We start from the raw sequence: 19382 nt of genomic DNA, 5'->3' as shown, positions 1-19382 counted from the left end.
CCGGTCCGCGTGGCGCCTGCTGTGCGGACCGGTCGCGCGTGGCGCGGGGACAGGCTGGCCCGCCTGCTGACGGCTGCCCTTGCCCTGATCACAGCGGCGCCGGCGTTGGCCGGCGCCGAGTTGAAGGACACCGAGTGCTGGTTCGACGTGGGCGCCGGTCGCCGCACGCACTGCGCCTGGCTGACGCCCTCGCGGCAGGATGCCGCGGGCGCCATCCGCTTGCCGGTGGTGATCCTGCGCCGGCAGTCGGAGCGTGCCAGCCGGCGCGCCGTGATCTACCTCACCGGCGGCCCGGGCGCCGGCAGCGATCTCGACACTGCTGGCCTGCGTGCCGCCCGGATGTGGCGGGCGCAACTGGGACTGCGCCAGGACCTGGTGCTCTACGACCAGCGTGGCACCGGCCGGGCGCAACCGTCGCTGCATTGCGATGGCAACGACGCCCATCTGCGCAGCGTGCTGGCCGGACCCGGCGACTACGGCCAGCGCATGGCCAAGGCCGCCAAGTTCCTGCTCGCCTGCGCCCGGCTGGTGTCGCCGGAGGATCGTGCCGCCGGACTGTACGGGACGGTTACGGCCGCCGCCGACCTGCGCGATCTGATGGCCACCCTGACCCGTGTCCACGGCTACCGGTCATTCGCGCTGTTCGGCGAGTCCTACGGCACGCGCCTGGCCATCGAGGCGGTGCGCGGCGCCGATGTACCGGTCGACCGGCTGGTCCTGGATTCGGTCTACCCGCCCGGCAGCGGTGGCACCCTGGCGATCCTGCCCGAGGACTTCGAGCATCTGCTGGCGTCGATCGACGCACGCTGTCGCACGCTCGCCGGCTGCGCGAGCCACGAGGGCGGCATCCGCGCCGCACTGCGGCGTGCCCTCGATCGGCTCGGTGCAGCGCCCCTGCAGGTCGTCGCCCGCGATCTGCGCGCGCACGATCGCAGCCTGGAGATGCGCATCGAGCGTCAGGACCTGCTGGATGTGCTCGTCTCCGCCCTGTACGGCGAGGATCGCATCGCCGAGTTTCCCGGCCTACTCGACCGCCTTGCCCGCACGGGTCCCGACCCGGATTGGCAGGCGCTGTTCGACGCGGCGGCCACGCTCTGGATGGACGCGACCTTCAGCCCGCTCGCCCACCACCTGATCGGCTGCCGCGACAACCCGCCGCTCGATCCCGCCAAGCTGGACAAGCAGCTCGCCGCCTGGCCCCAGTTCGCCGACGTCATGCGTCCGGCGCCGTGGCAGTACGCCCTGTGCGACTGGATGGGCGTGCCTGCCCAGCCGCTGGACACCGACTGGGAGATCCGGATCCCGACCCTGCTGCTCAGTCGCCGCATCGACCCGGCCACGCCTCTGCACCACCTCGAGGCCGTGCGACATCGTTTCGAACGGGCCGAACTGATTGTGGTCCCGGGCGCCGGGCATGGCGTGATCGGCGTCGATGCGGAGATCACCCGGCGGGCCGGCCGGTTCCTGGACGGCGATCCGGATCCGATCGATCCGCAGTAGCGGCGAAGGCTGCGGCGGTCGTCGACGGGCAGCGGTCGGCAGGCTGGCCCGAGGACGGCCCTGCCGACCGGGCGCCCTGGCGGCGCAGTGGCGCGGCAATGCGCCCGTGCGACGAGGCCGTTCTCCGACGAGCGACGCGCGTCGAAGCTCACGCCTTCGCCACGATCGTCGAGGCGTCGTGAGCCTCGTGCGACGGGTTCACGCATCGCCCACGAAATCGCGGCGATCGCTCACCCGACAGCCACGGATCGCCGGCAACGATGCGGAAGACGCAGCGCGTCACCGTCTTCCACCCAGGGGTTCGTCATGAAACCAGTCCTTTCCTTGCTCGCCGCGGCAGCCTTCAGCCTCGCCGCGCTGCCCGCCGTCGCCGATACCGCCGGTGCCCCCACCGCCCGCCTTCAGGTCGCGCACCTGGCGCCGTTCGCCCCGGGGGCCGGGACCGCCGTCAACATCGCGCTGAACGGCAGCACCGCGCTCACCGACGTCAGCTACGGCGATTCCACCGACTACATCGACCTGCCCGCGGGCAACTACCTGGTGGAGATCTTCCCGGTCGGCAGCGGCACGGCGGCGATCTCGGCCAACGTGAACCTGGATGCCGGCGTCGACTACACCGCGATCGCGGTGGGCAATGGCGTGCAGCAGCCGCTCGGCCTGCTCGCCCTGGTCGACGAGCAGACCGCGCCGCCCGCCGGCGACATCCGCCTGCGCCTGGGCCACCTCGCGCCGTTCGCCTCCGGCGCCGCGGTGCTGGCCGACGTCCGCCTGGAGGACGGCACGCCGGTGGTCGAGGGCGTGACCTTCGGCGACGTCACCGGCTATCTGGGCCTGCCGGGCGGCAGCTACGACCTGCGCATCACCGCGCCGGGCGACAGCGCGACCCTGATCAATCCGCTGCCGGTGGATCTTCCCGCTGGCACGCTGATCCGTGCCTTCGCCGTCGGCGACGGCGTCAACCAGGACCTGGGGGTGTTCGCCCTGCCCCAGGGCGCGCCGGGCTTCTTCCTGCCGCTCGGCACCACGCCGCCGCCGGGCACCGCGCGCCTGCAGGTCGCCCACCTGGCGCCGTTCGCCCCCGGCGCCGGCACCGCCGTCAACATCGCGCTCAACGGCACCACCGCGCTGACCAATGTCAGCTATGGCGGTTCCACCGGCTACCTCGAGGTGCCTGCCGGCGACTATCTGGTCGAGATCTTCCCGGTCGGCAGCGGCAGCCCGGCGATCAGCGCCAACGTCAGCCTGGCCGCGAACACGGACTACACGGCCATCGCGGTCGGCAACGGCGGCAACCAGCCGTTGGGCCTGATCGCCCTGGTCGACGAGCAGACGCCGCCGCCGGCCGGCGACATCCGTATCCGCGTCGGCCACCTTGCGCCGTTCGCCTCCGGCGCCGCGGTACTGGCCGATGTCCGCCTCGAGGACGGCACCCCGGTGGTGCCCGGCGTCACCTTCGGCGACGTCACCGGCTACCTCGGACTGCCGGGCGGTAGCTACGACCTGCGCATCACCACGCCGGGCGGCGGCACCACCCTGATCAACCCGCTGCCGGTCAACCTGCCGGCCGGCACGCTGATCCGCGTGTTCGCGGCCGGCGACGGCAGCAACCAGCCGCTCGGCGTGTTCGCGCTGCCGCAAGGGGCGCCCGGCAGCTTCCTGCCGCTGGGCACCACGCCGCCACCGACCACCGGCGGCGTGCAGCCGGTGCCGTCCCTGGCGGCCTGGGGGGTGCTCCTGCTCGGCGCGCTGGTGCTGCTGCTGGCCGCCGGCCGTCTGCGGGGCGTGCTCCGGTCGCGCATCTGAGCGGGAGCAACGCAGATGTCCTCATCCCGGCCATGGACGGCCGGGTGCTGAGCTGGCGCGCGAAGGCATGCTCCAGGGGAGCAGGATGCAGGCGCTCGGCGGCCCCGCCAATCGTGCCTGCGGGGCGACGGTTCGCAGCTCAACACCGCAGCGGACCGGATCGCCATCGACGCATCTGGCGGGTCCGCTTCGCGATCACCGGGTCCAACCCCTGCTGAGCATGCCGGCAGGGGATCGCCGCGGGACGAGTACGGCCCAGTGTGCAGCGGGAATGGCCGCCTCTTGTGCCATGGGAGAGGAGTGCGTGCATCCGCGCCGACCACCGGAGGGCGAGATGTCAAAGGAAACCCGGGCTGGCGATGATCCCCGGGGTCCGGGGGCGCCGTACATGCCGGTGTCCCTCCACGAGTCTCCGCCATGTCCCGCCTGCTGCTTTCCGTCCTGTCGCTGTGTCTCGCCGTCTGGCACCTACCGTCCACCGCCGCCGATGGCGACCGCCTGATCGGCTTCGGCACCGAGGCCCAGTTCCCTGGCTTCGGCTTCTACCCGGGGCCGTACGGCGGCAGCGAGTTCGACAGGGTGGTCACGCTCGCCGAAGGCGCGCAACAGCGCCTGTACGTCTTCGCCAGCGTGCGCGTCGCGCCGAACCAGTTCCGCGCCCTGGTCTATCGCCTGTTGCCCGACGGCTGGTTCGACTTCGATTTCGGCAACGACGGTTTCATCACCCTGGCGCCGCCCTGCCCGGAGGGATCGCTGACCCATGCCGCGATCGACGGACAGCAGCGGCCCTGGCTGCTGTTCAGCGGCTGCGGCGACTTCGAGCTGTACCGCCTCACCGCCGCTGGCCTTGCCGACACCAGTCTGCTCGGCAGCGGCCGCCTGAGCATCCCCTTCAACCTGGGCGGCGACAACCTCGACTTGCCCCGGCGCATGAGCTTCACCGCCGACGGTCACGTCGCCGTGGCCGGCATCGTCGGCTCGGCCACCGGCCGCCGCCTGGGCCTGGCCCTGTTCACCGCGCAGGGTGGCCCGGTGCCCGGCTTCGGCAACGCCGGTCGCGCCAACTTCGCACTGCCCAAGCCGGTCGACCACATCGGCGCCATCCACGCCATGCCTGACGGCCGGCTGGTGGCCAGTGGCGACCTGTGGTCCGGCGACGACATCCTGAACCGGCTGCAGTTCGTGGTCCGCGTGCAGCCCAGCGGTTCCGGCGACATCGGCTTCGGCAACCATGCGCCCGGCATCAGCCTCCTCAACCTGCCCGTGGCGACCGGCAGCGACCCCGCGTACGGGGGCGGGATCACCTACGACTCGCTGCTGGAGCGCGATGGTTCGCTGATCCAGATCGGAAGCTGGCACAACGCCAATGCCCCGCACCTGAAGTCGGAGTTCCTGCTGGTGCGCTGGCGGCCGGATGGGCAACCGGACGCGAGCTTCGGCCCGGCCGGCCACCGCACCTACGGCCTGAACCAGGGCGGCGATCCGAACGCGCCCGGCTACAACACCGACCACGGCCGCACCCTGCTGCGCCAGGGCAACGGCCGCTACCTGCTGGCCGGCACCAGCACGAACCCGGACAACCGGACCGAGCTGGCCCTGTTGCGCCTGCGCCGCGACTTCAGTCCCGACCCCAGTTTCGGTGTCGGCGGCTGGGTCACCGACCGCATCGAAGTCGGCGGCACCGGCGGCATGCAGCCGGTCACGCAGCTGTTGCGCTCGGGCAGCCTGATCACCGCGCTTACGGTCCGTGTCGCCAACAGCGCCCTGGTCGCAACCCTGCGCGGTGCCCGCAACGACCTGTTGTTCGCCGACACGTTCGATTGACGGGCCAGGCGCGCCGGTCGCCACGCGGCATGGCGTGGCGGCACGCGCAGTCCCGCGATCCGAGGCGCGGGCGGATGGCTATCCGGGGGGCTGCAACGCCCCCCGGGGAGAGTTGATCGCTGCATATCCGAAGCGCGGTCGCCCATCAACGCGTGGGTCCATCGCAGCGGGACTTCTGCGACACGGCATGGAGCGGGTCGACGCTCCCGGGGCCTGGCGCCTCGCGCCAGCAAGCCCCGGACGCGCGCCACCCTATCCGCGGTTCACGGAGTGCCCGAATCGTGACGGTGGCCGCCGCGGGTCGCGCGGGGCAGCGTCGCGGGTGCTGCGGCACCGGGCGACGCCGCAGCACGGACCGGCTGGCCGAAGTCCGGATCGGCGCTGACCCGCCGGGCGACGGTGCCTTCCGGGTGGCGGTACCAGCCCGGGTCGCGGAAGTCGTCGCGGGCCAGGTCGTCGCGGACCTTGATGACGGTGAACATGCCGCCCATCTCCAGGTTCCCGAACGGGCCCTTGCCGGCCATCATCGCCACGGTGTTGTCCGGGCCGCGCATGTGGCCCATGTCGACGTGTTCCTGGTGCTCGGCCATGCCGCCCTCGCCCATCGCCATGTAGCCGGGCAGGTGCCGGCGGATGCGCTCCTCGACGCCGCGCTGGTCGACGCCCAGGGTGTTGGGGATCCCGTGGCCCATCGGTCCCATCACGTGGTGGGCCATGTGACAGTGGAAGGCCCAGTCGCCGGGCACGGCGGTGAACTCCAGGTCGCGCATCTGGCCGACGCCGACGATCTCGGTGACCTCGCGGCGCCACTGCCCGGACGGCCAGCGCCCGCCGTCGCCGCCGGTGACCTCGAACTGCACGCCGTGCATGTGGATCGGGTGGTTCCACATCGACAGGTTGCCGATCCGCACCCGGACCCGCTCGCCGCTGCGCGCGACCAGGGAATCGATCGCCGGGAACACCTTGGAATTGAAGGTCCACAGGTCGAAGTCCTGCATCACCGAGGGGTCCGGCCGCGCGGTGCCCGGGTGCAGCGCCCAGTTGTGCAGCAGCAGGGCGTAGTCGCGGTCGATGCGGCGCGCCTCGCCGGCGCGCGGATGGATCACGAACAGGCCCATCATGCCCATCGCCATCTGCACCATCTCGTCGGCGTGCGGGTGGTACATGTGGGTGCCGTGCTGGCGCAGGGTGAACTCGTAGACGTAGGTCTCGCCGGGCCGGATGTGCGGCTGGGTCAGGCCGCCGACGCCGTCCATGCCCGAGGGCAGCAGCAGGCCGTGCCAGTGGATGGTGGTGTGCTCGGGCAGGCGGTTGGTGACGAAGATGCGGACCCGGTCGCCCTCGACCGCCTCGATGGTCGGCCCGGGCGTGGTGCCGTTGTAGCCCCAGCACACCGCCCGGCTGCCGGGCGCGAATTCGTGCTCGATCTCCTCGGCGACCAGGTGGAACTCCTTGACGCCGTCCTTGAGCCGCCAGGGCAGGGTCCAGCCGTTCAGCGTGCGCACCGGCCGGTAGCCGTGCCGGCGGTCGCGCGGCGGCGCCACGGCAATGCCGGTGCCGTCCACCGGTTCCGGACGGGCGATGGCGGGAAGAAGGGCGGCCGCGCCGGCCCCGAGCAACAGGTCGCGTCGACGCAGCTTCATGGCGTGTCTCCGTGCAGGTGGTGATGGTGGTGGTCGTGGTCGTGGTCGTGGCCGCCGCCGGCGTCGGGCGGCGCCAGGACATCGGCGCTGCCGGCGCTGTCGGTGCCGGCATGCAGTTGCGGCAGCGGCCGGCCGGCGGCCAGCTCCAGCTCGACCACGGCCAGCCAGTAGTCGCGGATCGCCTCCAGCCAGGCCTGCCAGGCGTCGTACTCCTGCTGGCGGGCGGCGATCAGGTCGAAGGCGCCGATCAGCATGAAGTCGTAGCGTTCCTGTTCGCGCTCGACGATCGCCTTGCGCTGCGGCAGCAGGGCGTCGCGGTAGGTCTCGACGATCCCGCGACGGGTGGCGACGCGCTCGGCGGCGGTGCGCACCTGGCGTTGCACGGCCAGTTGCAGTGCGTCGACCTGGGCATCGGCGGCCGCCAGGTCGGCGTCGGCGCGGGCGCGCCGGGCCTGGCCCTGGTGGAACAGCGGCAGCTCCAGGGCGATCGAGGCGCCGCTGCGGCGTTCGTCGCCCTCGCGCTCGCGCTCGACGCCGAGTTCGATCTCGCCCAGCCAGGCGAGCCGGCGTGCCAGCCGGCGGCCACGCTCGCCGGCGGCCAGGGCGGCGCGGGCGGCGGCCAGGTCCTGGCGATGCTCGGCGGTGCCGGCCAGCAGCGCGGCGACGGCGGGCGGCTCGCCGGCCGGCAGCGGCAGGCGCTCGGGCGTGCGCCAGGCGTTGCTGCGTCCGGCCAGGCCGGTCAGCTCGGCCAGCGCCATGCGCGCGGCCAGCCGTTCGCTGCGTGCCCGCGCCGCGTCGGTCCGCGCCAGCGTCGCGGCGGCCTCCTCGCGGGCCAGCTGCAGGGCGCTGATGTTGCCCGCGGCGTGGAAGCGGCGCGCCAGCTCGACGCGCGCGCCGGCGGCGTCGGCGACCGCCGCGCGCAGGCCGGCGATCTGGCCGGCGGCGACCAGCCGGTACCAGGCCGCGCGCACCTGGCCGGCGTAGGCCTGCAGCGCGTGCGCGGACTGCGCCAGGTCGGCCTGCCAGCGCTCGGCGCCGATCCGGCTGCGCGCCGGCAGGCTGAGCAGGTCGGACAGCACCACGTCCAGGCCGGCGTGGCGTTCCTCGCCGAGCCGGCCCAGCGACAGCCGGGGATTGTGGATGCGCCCGGACTCGAAGCGGTCGGCTGCGGCCTGGCCGAGTCCGGCGAGGATCGCGCGCACCGCCGGGCTGGCGGCGAGGGCCAGGGCGACGGCGTCGTCCGGGCCGAGCGGACCGGTGGGCAGCTCGGGCAGGGGCGCGGCCTGCGCGGGATCGGGCAGGGCGGTGCCCGCCGGCAGGCGGGCGGCCAGCTCGCCGCGACCGCGGTCGGCCGGCAGGCTGGCGCAGCCGGCCAGCAGCAGGCCGGCCAGCAGGGCAAGGGCAGGGGAGGCAGGTCGGGTCATCGGATCACCTGGACGCAACGACGGCACCGGCGGCGCTGCGCCGCGGTGCGGGACGGGGAAGGCGGGGGCGCCGGGCGCCGCCGCGACGGCTCAGGCGGCGATCGGTGGCCGGATCTGCGGCGTCGCGCAGGCCTGGTCCCGGCCATCGCGCAGGTCCGGGCGCGGCCCGTCGGGCCGCGGGTGGACGCCGCCGCTGGCGGTCGCCGCCGGCAGGGCCACGGCCAGGCAGCCGCAGTCGCAGTCCAGGCAGGTCCACGCGACCGGGTCCGGATCGGCCGGCGCCGGGGCCGGCAGCGGATTGCCGTGGCAGTCGGTCGCCATTGCGGCGACGCCGTTCGGTGCGGCGGCCTCGGCGGCCGGCGGCGTCGCGAAGCCGAACGCCATTCCGGCCCGGGCCAGCAGGGCCAGGCACAGCAGCACGGTCAGGGCGGCGCGCAGGGACATCGGGTGCAAGCCTGCGCGTTCCGGCACGCGGGTTCAAGTGCCCCAGGAGCGGGTGGGCCCGGTCGCGGGCGGGTCGGACCGGCTGTTGCCCCGGGACGCAAGGCCGCCGCAGCGGCCACAGGAGGCCTCCGGGTCGAGGCTCAGGGCGGGGCCGGGATCGCCGCCGGCTCGCCGTCGCCGGGCGTGGCGGGATCCGGTGCCAGCCGGTAGTAGTGCCAGCTCAGGTGCGCCAGGGCGTGGTCGTAGTCGAGCACAGGGTCGAGCGCGGGGCTGGCCAGGCCGGTCTGGCCGTGGCGCTCGCGGTCGGCACTGAGCACCCGTTGCCGCGGGCTGGCCTGGATGCCGGCGGCGTCCAGCACCAGGCTGGCCAGGTGGTAGCTGCGCAGGATGCCGGCCGCGGTCCGGCCGCGCTGCCGCGGCGTGCGGTTGTCGAACAGCAGCCACGGCACCGGCTGGCTGCGGGCGCGGGCGCCGTCGGCGAAGCCGACCTGGTCGAACACCTCGTCCAGGGCCGGCAGGTGGTCGCCGTAGAACAGCACCACCGTCGGCCGCGCGCGGCGTGCGACGTGGTCGATCAGGGCGGCCAGCGCCTCGTCGGCGCGCCGCGCGTGGTAGAGGTAATGGGCCAGCTCGGTGGCCGGCGCCCCGGCCAGCGCCTCGGGCACCTGGATGCCGGCCAGTCGGCGGCTGTCGATGCCCGGACGTTCGTGCCAGGGGCCGTGGTTCTCCATGGAGATGGCGAACACGAAGCGCGGCGCATCGTCCTCGCGCTCCGGCCCGTCCAGGGCCTCGACGACATGGCGCAGCAGGGCGTCGTCGCCGATGTACCAGCCGTGGTAGTCGCCGCCGTCGAACCAGGCGGCATCGCGGAAGTCGTCGAAGCCCAGGTTCGGCAGGGCGCGGTTGCGGCTCCAGAAGCGCGCGTCGTAGGGGTGGATGGCCAGGGTCCGGTAGCCGATCCGGCGCAGCACCTGGGGCAGGGCCCGCACCGGCCGGTGCGCCAGCGCGGTGTAGGGATAGTCGATGCCGGGGAAGGCGTGCAGCGGGTAGCCGGTCAGCGCCTCGAATTCGGTGCGCACGGTGCCGCCGCCGTAGGTGGGCACCCTGAGCTTGCCGTGATGGCTGCGCCGGCGGGCGTCGGCCAGCGCCGGCTGGTGGCGGGCGGCGCCTGGCATCGCCATGCGGCCCAGGTCGAACAGCGACTCGCTCTGCCACACCACGATGTCCGGCAGCGTGGCCGGATCGGGAACCATCGCCCCGGGCGCCTCGTCGGCGTGCAGCGCGACCACGTGCTCGACGAACACCGGGTCGGCCTCCGGCAGGCGCCAGGGGCCCTGGGCGCCGAGCTTCACCAGGCTCGCCAGCAGGCCGGCGCGGTCCGTCGACTCGTCCGGCACCCAGGCGACGAAGCCGAGTCGTTCGCTGTCGTACAGGGCCGCCACCGGTGGCCAGCCGCGCAGCAGGGCCAGCAGCAGCGCGGCGGCGGCGAGCGCGCAGGCCAGCCGCTGCGGCCAGCGCAGCCACGGCCGGGGCGGTTCGAAGCACAGGGCGAGGGTGGCCAGGGCCAGCACCAGGACGGCCAGCCAGCCCGGCCCCTCGGCGCGCAGGTAGTTGAGGTACAGCCCGCTGCTCGCCAGCACCTGCGGCAGCAGCTGGAAATCGGCCGGAACCAGGTGCACGCCCAGGTGCGCGGACTTGAGGGCGTCGATGCCGTACAGCCCGGCGGCCAGCAGGCTGGTCAGCCACAGCGCCAGCACCGGCCGGCGCAGCAGGGCCAGCAGCACCAGGGCGGGGACCAGCAGGGGCAGGGCGTTGGCCCAGCGCCGCCCGGGCAGGTCGGGATCGGGGCCGTCCTCGCCCGGCACGCCGGCCAGCGCGGGATCGAGCTGCACCACCAGGTCGCGCAGCAGCCAGGCGCTTGCCGCGACGACGAGCAGCAGCGCCAGCAGCGGCCAGCCGGGCAGGCCGGTCATCGGCACCCGCGAAGCCGCTCCGCGCCAGCCGGGCCCTGCCCCTGGCGTGATGGTGGATTTCGCCCCTGTCATAAAAGTGAAACTAGCAGCCGGGTGCAGGGCGCGGGTTAAGACGCGCTAACGAAGCGGTCACGCTCCGCGTCCCCGGCCAGCCCGGCCGGACCCGCCGGCCGGTGCATTACCATGGCCGGCCCGGGCCCGCCGGCGCAGCGCGCGGCCCCACTGCCAAGACACGGAAGCCGCAGCCCATGACCTTTCTCCGCATGAGCGACATCGACCTGGCCGGCAAGCGCGTGCTGATCCGCGAGGACCTGAACGTGCCCATGGACGAGGCCGGCACCATCACCGCCAGCCAGCGCCTGGAGGCGGCCCTGCCGACGCTGCGCGCCGCCTGCGATGCCGGCGCGCGGGTCCTGGTGATGTCGCACCTGGGCCGGCCGAAGGAGGGCGTCGTCGACCAGTCCGCCAGCCTGGCGCCGGTCGCCGCCTGGCTCTCGGAAAAGCTGGAGGCGCCGGTGCCCCTGGTGCGGGACTGGATCGACGGTGTCGAGGCCGAGCCCGGCCAGGTGGTGCTGCTGGAGAACGTCCGCTTCCTGGCCGGCGAAGGCGCCGACGACGAGGCGCTGGCCCGCAAGATGGCCGCCCTGTGCGACGTCTATGTCATGGATGCCTTCGGCACCGCCCACCGCGCCCAGGCCTCGACCCATGGCGTCGCGCGGTTCGCGCCGGTGGCCGTGGCCGGACCCCTGCTGGCCGCCGAACTGGACGCCCTGGGCCGGGCCATGCGCGAGCCGAAGCGGCCGCTGCTGGCGATCGTCGGCGGCGCCAAGGTGTCGACCAAGCTGGAACTGCTGGAGACCCTGGTCGAGAAGGTCGACATGCTGATCGTCGGCGGCGGCATCGCCAACACCTTCCTGGCCGCGACCGGCCACCTGGTCGGCAAGTCCCTTTACGAGCCCGACCTGCTGCCGGCTGCGAAGCGGATCCTGGCGCTGGCCAAGGAGCGCGGCACCGAGATCCCGCTGCCCAGCGACGTCGCCGTCGCCAGCGAGTTCAAGGCCGAGGCCCGCGCCACCGTGAAGTCGGCGAAGTCGGTGGGCTCGGAGGAGATGGTCCTGGACATCGGGCCGGAGACCGCGCTGCGCTACGGCGAGCTGGTCAAGCGCGCCGGCACGGTGGTCTGGAACGGCCCGGTCGGGGTCTTCGAGTTCGATGCCTTCGGCAAGGGCACCGAGGCCCTGGCGCGGGCGATCGCGGCGAGCAGCGCGTTCTCCATCGCCGGCGGCGGCGACACCATCGCGGCGGTGGAGAAGTACGGGATCGGCGCGAAGCTGTCCTACATCTCCACCGGCGGCGGCGCCTTCCTGGAGTTCCTGGAAGGCAAGACCCTGCCGGCGGTAGCGGCGCTGGAGGCGCGCGCGGCCGCCTGAGCGTGGCGCCCCGGCCCGGGCGAATGTGAGGTCCATCACGGTTCGCCGGCGCCGCAGCGGCCAGCATCCGGTCTTCCGCTGACCACTGGAACCGGGGGGATTCCATGTCGAACGCATCCGCACGTCCGTTGCCGCGGCCAGCCCGCCTGGCCCGTGGCGCCCTGCTGGGCCTCGCCGCCCTGCTCGCCGGCGCCGGCACGGCCTGGTCCCAGGCCGGCTTCCCGAACGCGCCGCGCACCCCCGGCACCCTGATCACCACCGGCCCGCAGGGCTTCGCCTCGGACGGCCGCGGCGCCCTGATCGCCTTCCATGGCGGCCTGCTCTACACCATCCCCGAGCACCCCTCCAGCGCCGCCGGCAGCAGCCTGCACATCAAGGCCTGGGACATCTCCAGCGAGGCCCTGCTGGCGACGCCGCAGATGGTCGCCAACTTCGGCATCGGGCCGATGAACATGCAGGCGCACGGCTACGTGTTCCAGAACGCCGACCTGCAGCTGGGCGGCGACAACTGGCTGTTCCGGCGCACCGGCTACCAGCAGTACCAGAGAGTGAACTTCCCGACCGGCGCGCCGCAGGGCTTCCACAACATGGCCTGGGAGCGCGGCCGCGCGGTGCCGCGCTGGGTGGTCGGCTTCCGCGACCCGGGCAACGGCAACATCGGCGGCAACTGGTTCTACAACCTCGACCAGCGCCGTTTCGCGATCGGCCGGCGCAGCAGCCCGTCCAACCAGGTCGCCACCACGCTGTGGGCGGACTGGGACCACCTGTCCGTCAGCGGCGGGGTGATGGGCATGCCGCTGCTGTTCGGCGACCTGCTGATCGTCGCCAGCGAGGAACAGACCCTGTCCGGCGTCGCCGTGTACGACATGAAGCCGACCTTCCGCAACCAGGGCACGCCGCCGACCCTGCTCAGCGTCTTCAAGCAGGGCGGAACCGGCGGCTACTGGCCGGAGCTGTGGGGCGAGGGCGACACCCTGTACCTGCTGTTCCCGCGCCGCAACGACGGCCTGCGCGGCTGGCAGGTGGTCGACCTCAGCGACCCGGCCGCGCCTGCCCTGGTCGCCGACGTGGTGGCCAGCACGAACTGGCGCGACGGCCCGATGTACGCCCAGTTCCAGGACAACTTCGCGTTCACCGGCCGCTTCAAGATCGACATGCGCAACCCGCAGCAGCCGGTGCTGGCGCTGCCCTCGGAGTCGGGCGGCGCCTGGCGCGACACCAGCCAGTTCGCCCTGCCGCTGGGCAACCTGCTGGTCACCGGCGGCGTCGGCAGCATGACCGAGCAGGCCTGGCGGATCTGGGCACACCAGGCCGAGCCGGACACCCGCGGGCCGACCGTCGGCTACCACCGTCCTCGGCCCAACCAGACCAGCTGGCCGCGCACCGCGCCGCTGGCCTTCCTGATCCACGAGACCCTGCGCGCCGAGACCATCGTCAACGGCAGCACCGTGATCGTCCGGCCGGTCGGCGGCGCGCCGATCGAGGCCCTGGTCAACTTCACCTCCGGCGGCCAGCTCAACGTCGTCCCGGTGGACGACCTGGCGGCCGATACCGAGTACGAGGTGGTGTTTCCGGCCGGCGGCATCCAGGACGTCGCCGGCAACGGCATCGAGGGCTACGGCTTCCGGTTCTCCACCGGCGGCAGCGCCTCGGGCAACCAGCCGCCGCAGATCACCGCGCTGGGTGCCGGTCCCTACCCGGCCGCGCCCGGCGCCCCGGTGTCGGCCAGCGCGACCGCCGTCGATCCCGATCCGGGCGACACCGTGCAGTACCGGTTCGTGTTCGGCGACGGCACCAGCACCGCCTGGACCGCCAGCGGCGATGCCAGCCACAGCTATGCGGCGGCCGGCCGCTACACCCTGCAGGTGCAGGCGCGCGACCCGCACGGCGCGATCAGCACGCGGGCGACCCGGGTCACCGTGCAGGCGGTGCCGGCAGGGCCGGCGCCCACCGCCAGCGGCGCGATCGCCTGGCACGCCGCCAGCGACACGCTGTGGATCGTCAATCCCGACCACGACACGGTCAGCCGCGTGCACCGGCCGACGCGCACGCGCACCGGCGAGTTCGCGGTCGGCGCCGACCCGCGCTCGGTGGCGGTCGATGGCGCCGGCCGGATCTGGGTCGCCGGCTTCGATGCCGACCGCATCGACCTGCTCGACGCCGGCAGCGGGGCGGTCGTGCAGTCGATCGCCACCGGCTACGGCTCGGCACCGGTGGCGGTGGCCATGGCGCCGGGCGGCGCCACCGCCTATGTCGCCCTGCAGGGCGCCGGCCGGGTGCTGAAGATCGATACCGGCACCCTCGACGTGCACAGCCTGGCGGTCGGGCCGACGCCGCGGGCGATCGCGGTCAGCGGCGACGGCGCCCGGGTGCTGGTCACCCGCTTCGTCTCGGCGCGCAACCATGGCGAGGTCTACGACATCGCCGCAGGTCCCTTCACCCTGACCCGGCGCATCCGGCTGCCGATGCGGGCGATCCCGACCGATTCCTCGGCCGACGGCCGCGGCGTGCCGAACTACCTGACCGCCATCGCGATCTCGCCGCGCGCCAACCGCGCCTGGATCACCGCCAAGAAGGACAACACCACGCGCGGCCTGCAGTTCTTCGACGGCCGCCACGAGCTCGATCCGGACAACACCGTGCGCGCCCAGGTGATCGTGCTGAACCTGGCAGGCAACAGCGTCGACGACAGCCGAGGCCGCGACCTGGACAACGCCGACTCGCCCGCCTCGGTCGCCTTCTCGCCGCTCGGCGACTACGCCTTCGTCGGCCTGCAGGGCAACGACGAGGTGCTGGTCCTGGATGCCCTGGCGCTGGACACCACGCCGGGTCTGCAGGGCGTGGCCGGGCGCTGGCCGGTGCAGGGCGCGCCGCAGGGCGTGCTGCTCGCCGGCGGCGACCTGGTGGTGCAGAACTTCATGTCGCGCAGCGCCTCGCTGCGATCGGTCGACGACTTCCTGGCCAGCGGCGGCCAGTCCGGCACCGCCAGCCACGTGGCACTCACGGCCGGCGAAGCGCTGGCCCCGGCGGTGGCGCGCGGCAAGCGGCTGTTCTACCGCGCATCCGACCCGCGCATGAGCCCGGAGGGCTACATCAGTTGCGCGACCTGCCATCTCGACGGCGGCAGCGACGGCCGGGTCTGGGACTTCACCGGCCGCGGCGAGGGCCTGCGCAACAACATCGAGCTGCGCGGCCGCGCCGGCCTGGCGCACGGCCTGGTGCACTGGACCGGCAACTTCGACGAGATCCAGGACTTCGAGAACGACATCCGCCTGTTCTTCGGCGGCACCGGCTTCATGAGCGATGCCGACTTCGCCGCCACCCAGCACCCGCTGGGGCCGGCCAAGACCGGTCTCAGCGCCGAGCTGGACGACCTGGCCGCCTATGTCGGTTCGCTGGGCCTGGCCAGCCTGCCGCGCAGCCCGCACCGCCAGGCCAGCGGCCAGCTGACGGCGGCGGCGGTGCGTGGCCAGGCGGTGTTCGCCGCCGAAGGCTGCGCCACCTGCCATGCGCCGGCCAGCGGCTTCCGCGACGGCCAGCGCCACGACGTCGGCACGCTGCGCACCACTTCCGGGCAGCGCCTGGGCGCCCCGCTGGACGGCATCGACACGCCGACCCTGCTGGGCGTCTGGGACAACCCGCCGTACTTCCACGACGGCTCGGCCGACACACTCGATGACGTGTTCGCCGTGGCCGGCGGACCCGATTACCAGGCCGAGGCCGGTGCGCTGGCCGGTGGCGCCAGCGCGGTCACCAACTTCATCGACCTCAACGAGGGCAACGCCAGCCATGGCGGCTTCGTGCAGCTGGGCAGCGCCGGCGCGAGCGTCACCCTGGCAGGCGTCGCCGGTGGCCCCGGCGGCAACGGACGCATCGAGCTGCGCCTGGCCTGGCCGGCCGGCGCGGGTCAGTTCAACTTCACCGTCAGCGTCAACGGCAGCGTCCGCAACCTGCAGATGCCGGCGACCGGCAATGGCATCGACTGGCGCACCCTGGCCATCGACGACGTCGCCCTGGCGCCCGGCACCGGCAACACCGTGGTGGTCACTGCGCAGTCCGGCGGCTGGCCGCCCCTGGCCCTGGACCAGATCGTGGTGTCCGGCCCCGGCGACCTGGCCCGCGCCCAGCCGCACCGCCGGGTCCGTGCGCTGTCCGTCGGCGACCGTGCCGACCTGATCGCCTGGCTGCGCGAGCTGGACGGCCGCGATGCCAGCGGCCAGCTGCCCGGCACCGACCTCATCTTCGGCGACGGCTTCGAGCCCTGAGGCGGCGGGCGTTGCCGCGACAACGCCGCGCGATCGCGGACGGCGCCGCGGCCGTCCGGAGCGCGCTCAGCGCATGTCGCGGACCACGGTGACGTGGGCGATCACCTCGTCGATCTCGCGGCGCGCGGCGGCCGCGTCCGGCGGGTCCTGGGCCAGGAAGGCCAGGGCGGTGAGCGGATGCACCACCAGGTCCTTCATGTGGTAGCAGGAGACGGCGTCCTCGACCGCCGGCAGGGCGCCGTCCTTGTGGTAGCCGGCCTCGATCTGCTCAGGCGTCATCGCCGTCCACAGCTTGCGCAGGCGCAGCGCCTCGGACAGGTAGGGCTCGCAGTGCGGACGGGCGGCGACGAACTCGGGCAGCACCGCCTCGGCGCTGGCCAGCAGCTCGTCGGCGTGCGCGGCCAGCTCGTCGGCGGCGCCGGCGTTCTCGACGATGGCGGCCGCGAAGTCGCGGGCCTGGTCCTGGTAGCGGTCGAGCGTGGCGCGCGCCGACGCCGACAGCGCGGGGCCCGATTCGGGCGCGGCGGGCGCGGGTTCGCGGCCGCAGGCGGCGAGGGCGGCGGCGAGGGCGATCAGGGTGAGGCGACGGACCATGGCGGGTTCCTCGTGAGCGGATTCGTAAGGCGGGTGGTTGCGGCGGTCGCGGGGCGGTGCGGCGCTGCAGGCTGCCCCGATTGTTCCACGTCGGGCGCCGGTCGGTCAGCGCCGGCCGGCGCCGAAGCGTGCCAGCCAGTCGTCCAGGCGCGCCTCGTCGAGCAGTCCGGCGCGCCGTTCCAGCAGCCGGCCGTCGGCACCGATCACCACCGTGTAGGGCAGCACGCCGCGGCTGTTGCCGACCTGCAGGGACGAGCCGGCCAGCTCGCGGCGGGCGAGCAGGATCGGGTAGGCGACCGGGTGGTCGGCCAGGAAACCGCGCACCGCGTCCTCGTCGTCCTCGGCGATGCCCAGCACGGCGACGGCGTCGCCGTGGCGGGCCGCCCAGGCGTCCAGCATCGGCATCTCCTCGACGCAGGGCGGGCACCAGCTCGCCCAGTAGTTGACGATGCGCAGGCGGCCGGCGCTGTCGGACAGGCGCACCGGGCGGCCGTCGACGTCGTCCAGCGACCAGTCCGGGACCGGCTGGCCGACCGCCACCTGGTCGACGCCGGCCGGGGCCGGCGGGTTGTCGTAGAGCCAGCCGCCGAGCAGGAAGCCGGCGCTGCCGCCGACCACGGCGAACGCCACCAGCAGCACGGGCAGCAGCAGGCGACGGTTCATGGCCGCGCCTGGCCGGCCTGCCCGATGCGCCGCGCGAACGCCGGCGCCGCCTCGAAGCCGACCAGCCGGAACGGGCGCAGCTCGGCGGCGTCGCGGAAGAACAGCGTCGCCGGCGGCCCGATGATGCCGAAGCGGCGCTGCAGGGCGACGTCGTCGGCGGTCTGGTCGGTGACGTCGACCTTGAGCAGGACCACGTCGCCGAGCGCCGCGCGCACCGCCTCGTCGGTGAAGGTGTAGCGCTCCATGCGCTTGCACTCCACGCACCAGTCGGCATAGAAATCGAACAGCACCAGGCGGTCGTCCGCGGCGGCGCGGGCCAGGGCCGCGTCCAGCCCTGCCTCGCCGACCACCTTCTCGAACTGCACCGGCGCCACCTGCGCCGCGCCGCCGCGCAGGCCGGCCAGCGGCCGCAGCCAGTCGTTGCCGCCGGCCATGGCGCCGACCAGTTGTGCGGCACCCAGCACCAGGGCGATCACGCCGAGCGCCTGCCCCAGGCGCCGGGCGCGGCCGGCATCGGCGGGCAGCAGGGTGAGCGCGCCGCCGAACACGCCGCAGCCGACCAGCAGGGCGCCGAGCAGGGCCAGGGTCCAGGCCGGCGGCAGGATGCGCTCGAGCATCCACCAGGCCAGGAACAGGAAGGCGACGCCGAACAGCGCCTTGACCGTGTCCATCCAGGCGCCGGCGCGCGGCAGCCAGCGCCCGGCACCGGTGCCGACCACCAGCAGCGGCAGGCCCATGCCCATGGCCAGGGCGAACAGCGCCGCGCCGCCCAGCACCGGGTCGCCGGTCTGGCCGATGTAGGCCACCGCCGCCGCCAGCGGCGGCGCCACGCAGGGGCCGACGATCAGCGCCGAGAGCATGCCCATCAGCGCGACGCCGGCCAGCGAGCCCCCGGCGCCGCGGTTGCTGGCGCTGGCCAGGCGGTTCTGCCAGCGCGCCGGCAGCTGCAGCTCGTAGTAGCCGAACATCGAGAACGCCAGCGCCACGAACAGCGCCGCGAACGAGATCAGGATCCATGGCTTCTGGAACAGCGCCTGCAGGTTCTGGCCGGCCAGGCCGGCGATCACGCCGGCGATCGTGAACACCACCGCGTTGGCCAGCACGTAGACCAGCGACAGCGTGAACGCGCGCCGCGTGGTCACCGTGCCGGCGCCGGCGATCAGGCCGGACAGGATCGGCACCATCGGCAGCACGCAGGGCGTGAACGCCAGCAGCAGGCCGGCCAGCAGGAAGCCGGCCAGGGTCAGCCAGCCGCCGCGGGTCAGCAGGCTGCCGTCGTCGGCGGTGGCGGGCATGGCGTTGCCGACGGTCGTGGCCGGTTCGCCCAGGGCCGGGGGCGACGGCGGTTCGGCGGCGATCGCCGTGCGCGCCGCGGCGATCGCCTCGGGCGATGCCGGCGGCAGGTCGACCACCAGGCCGCGCTGCATGGGCGGATAGCAGATGCCGTCGAGCTGGCAGCCCTGCAGGTCCACCGCGAGGGTCACCGTGGTGGCCGTGCCGGCGCGTTCCGGGGCGATCGCCAGCGGCACCTCGACCTGGCCGAAGAACACCTGGACCTGCCCGAAGTGCTCGTCCTCGTGGGCGGTCGCGGCCGGCCACTGCGGCTGCCCGAGCAGCGCGTCGCCGGCGTCGACGCGCAGCCGCGTGGCGTCGCGGTACAGGTAGTAGCCGGCCGGCATGGTGAAGCGGGCCAGCAGTCGGGTCGCATCGAGGGCGATCGCCTCGACCACGAAGGCCTGGTCCTGCGGCAGCGGCGGTTCGCGGCCGCCGGGCAGCGGCTCCTGGAGCGGCTCGAAGGCACCGCCGGGCGTGGCGCCCG

The 19382-nt window shown here is 73.9% G+C and carries 12 protein-coding genes; 5 read left to right on the top strand and 7 right to left on the bottom strand.

Going from position 1 to position 19382, the window contains the following annotated elements; genetic code table 11:
* Positions 1-9: 9 nt before the first annotated feature.
* The 3 genes from KF823_13035 (at position 10) to KF823_13025 (ending at position 5127) form a co-directional block, all read left to right on the top strand.
* Complete coding sequence (locus KF823_13035) at positions 10-1500, top strand: alpha/beta fold hydrolase (GenBank protein MBX3726828.1); 1491 nt, start codon at positions 10-12, stop codon at positions 1498-1500.
* Positions 1501-1806: 306 nt separating this feature from the next.
* Entirely contained in the window at positions 1807-3303 is a 1497-nt protein-coding gene (locus KF823_13030) for a DUF4397 domain-containing protein (GenBank protein MBX3726827.1), read from the top strand.
* Between the two features lie 417 nt (positions 3304-3720).
* A complete protein-coding gene (locus tag KF823_13025) occupies positions 3721-5127 on the top strand; it encodes a hypothetical protein (GenBank protein MBX3726826.1) in 1407 nt (468 codons plus the stop codon).
* A 263-nt stretch (positions 5128-5390) separates the two neighbouring features.
* Here KF823_13025 and KF823_13020 read toward each other — a convergent pair whose 3' ends face one another.
* The 4 genes from KF823_13020 to KF823_13005 all read right to left on the bottom strand — a co-directional run bounded on the left by KF823_13020 (position 5391) and on the right by KF823_13005 (position 10611).
* A complete protein-coding gene (locus KF823_13020) occupies positions 5391-6770 on the bottom strand; it encodes a copper oxidase (GenBank protein MBX3726825.1) in 1380 nt (459 codons plus the stop codon).
* On the bottom strand, positions 6767-8194 hold the full coding sequence (locus KF823_13015) for a TolC family protein (GenBank protein MBX3726824.1): 1428 nt from the start codon (positions 8192-8194) through the stop codon (positions 6767-6769). Before KF823_13015 ends, KF823_13020 begins: the two co-directional genes overlap by 4 nt.
* Before the next feature lie 90 nt (positions 8195-8284).
* The gene (locus tag KF823_13010; protein MBX3726823.1) at positions 8285-8638 is read right to left on the bottom strand and encodes a hypothetical protein; all 354 of its coding nucleotides are present in this window, start codon (positions 8636-8638) and stop codon (positions 8285-8287) included.
* A 140-nt stretch (positions 8639-8778) separates the two neighbouring features.
* On the bottom strand, positions 8779-10611 hold the full coding sequence (locus KF823_13005) for an LTA synthase family protein (protein ID MBX3726822.1): 1833 nt from the start codon (positions 10609-10611) through the stop codon (positions 8779-8781).
* A 248-nt stretch (positions 10612-10859) separates the two neighbouring features.
* On the opposite strand from KF823_13005, the gene KF823_13000 reads away from it, so the two are divergent.
* On the top strand, positions 10860-12041 hold the full coding sequence (locus tag KF823_13000) for a phosphoglycerate kinase (protein ID MBX3726821.1): 1182 nt from the start codon (positions 10860-10862) through the stop codon (positions 12039-12041).
* Positions 12042-12145: 104 nt separating this feature from the next.
* Positions 12146-16306 (top strand): Ig-like domain-containing protein, encoded by a 4161-nt coding sequence (locus tag KF823_12995; GenBank protein ID MBX3726820.1) that lies wholly within the window; start codon positions 12146-12148, stop codon positions 16304-16306.
* Positions 16307-16372: 66 nt separating this feature from the next.
* Here the strand turns inward: KF823_12995 and KF823_12990 are convergent, their stop codons facing one another.
* From KF823_12990 to dsbD, 3 genes are all read right to left on the bottom strand, one after another.
* Complete coding sequence (locus tag KF823_12990; protein ID MBX3726819.1) at positions 16373-16900, bottom strand: hypothetical protein; 528 nt, start codon at positions 16898-16900, stop codon at positions 16373-16375.
* A 105-nt stretch (positions 16901-17005) separates the two neighbouring features.
* Positions 17006-17563 carry a TlpA family protein disulfide reductase gene (locus KF823_12985; protein MBX3726818.1) on the bottom strand — a complete coding sequence of 186 codons (558 nt, stop codon included), beginning with the start codon at positions 17561-17563 and terminating at the stop codon, positions 17006-17008.
* A partial coding sequence (dsbD, locus tag KF823_12980; GenBank protein MBX3726817.1) for a protein-disulfide reductase DsbD occupies positions 17560-19382 on the bottom strand: 1823 nt, incomplete at its 5' end. The genes KF823_12985 and dsbD, both read right to left, overlap by 4 nt.

The sequence above is a fragment of the Lysobacterales bacterium genome, from assembly GCA_019634735.1.
In the GTDB taxonomy this organism is placed as follows: domain Bacteria; phylum Pseudomonadota; class Gammaproteobacteria; order Xanthomonadales; family UBA2363; genus Pseudofulvimonas.
The sequence above is the reverse complement of the archived record's forward strand: the minus strand, read 5'-3'. Positions and strand labels throughout refer to the sequence as shown.

Excerpts from the sequence above, each read along its gene's own strand:
- KF823_13020 (MBX3726825.1), bottom strand. The coding sequence starts at position 6,770 with ATGAAGCTGCGTCGACGCGACCTGTTGCTCGGGGCCGGCGCGGCCGCC.
- KF823_13015 (MBX3726824.1), bottom strand. The coding sequence starts at position 8,194 with ATGACCCGACCTGCCTCCCCTGCCCTTGCCCTGCTGGCCGGCCTGCTG.
- KF823_13030 (MBX3726827.1), top strand. The coding sequence starts at position 1,807 with ATGAAACCAGTCCTTTCCTTGCTCGCCGCGGCAGCCTTCAGCCTCGCC.
- KF823_12995 (MBX3726820.1), top strand. The coding sequence starts at position 12,146 with ATGTCGAACGCATCCGCACGTCCGTTGCCGCGGCCAGCCCGCCTGGCC.
- KF823_13005 (MBX3726822.1), bottom strand. The coding sequence starts at position 10,611 with ATGACCGGCCTGCCCGGCTGGCCGCTGCTGGCGCTGCTGCTCGTCGTC.
- KF823_12985 (MBX3726818.1), bottom strand. The coding sequence starts at position 17,563 with ATGAACCGTCGCCTGCTGCTGCCCGTGCTGCTGGTGGCGTTCGCCGTG.
- KF823_12990 (MBX3726819.1), bottom strand. The coding sequence starts at position 16,900 with ATGGTCCGTCGCCTCACCCTGATCGCCCTCGCCGCCGCCCTCGCCGCC.
- KF823_13010 (MBX3726823.1), bottom strand. The coding sequence starts at position 8,638 with ATGTCCCTGCGCGCCGCCCTGACCGTGCTGCTGTGCCTGGCCCTGCTG.
- KF823_13025 (MBX3726826.1), top strand. The coding sequence starts at position 3,721 with ATGTCCCGCCTGCTGCTTTCCGTCCTGTCGCTGTGTCTCGCCGTCTGG.
- KF823_13000 (MBX3726821.1), top strand. The coding sequence starts at position 10,860 with ATGACCTTTCTCCGCATGAGCGACATCGACCTGGCCGGCAAGCGCGTG.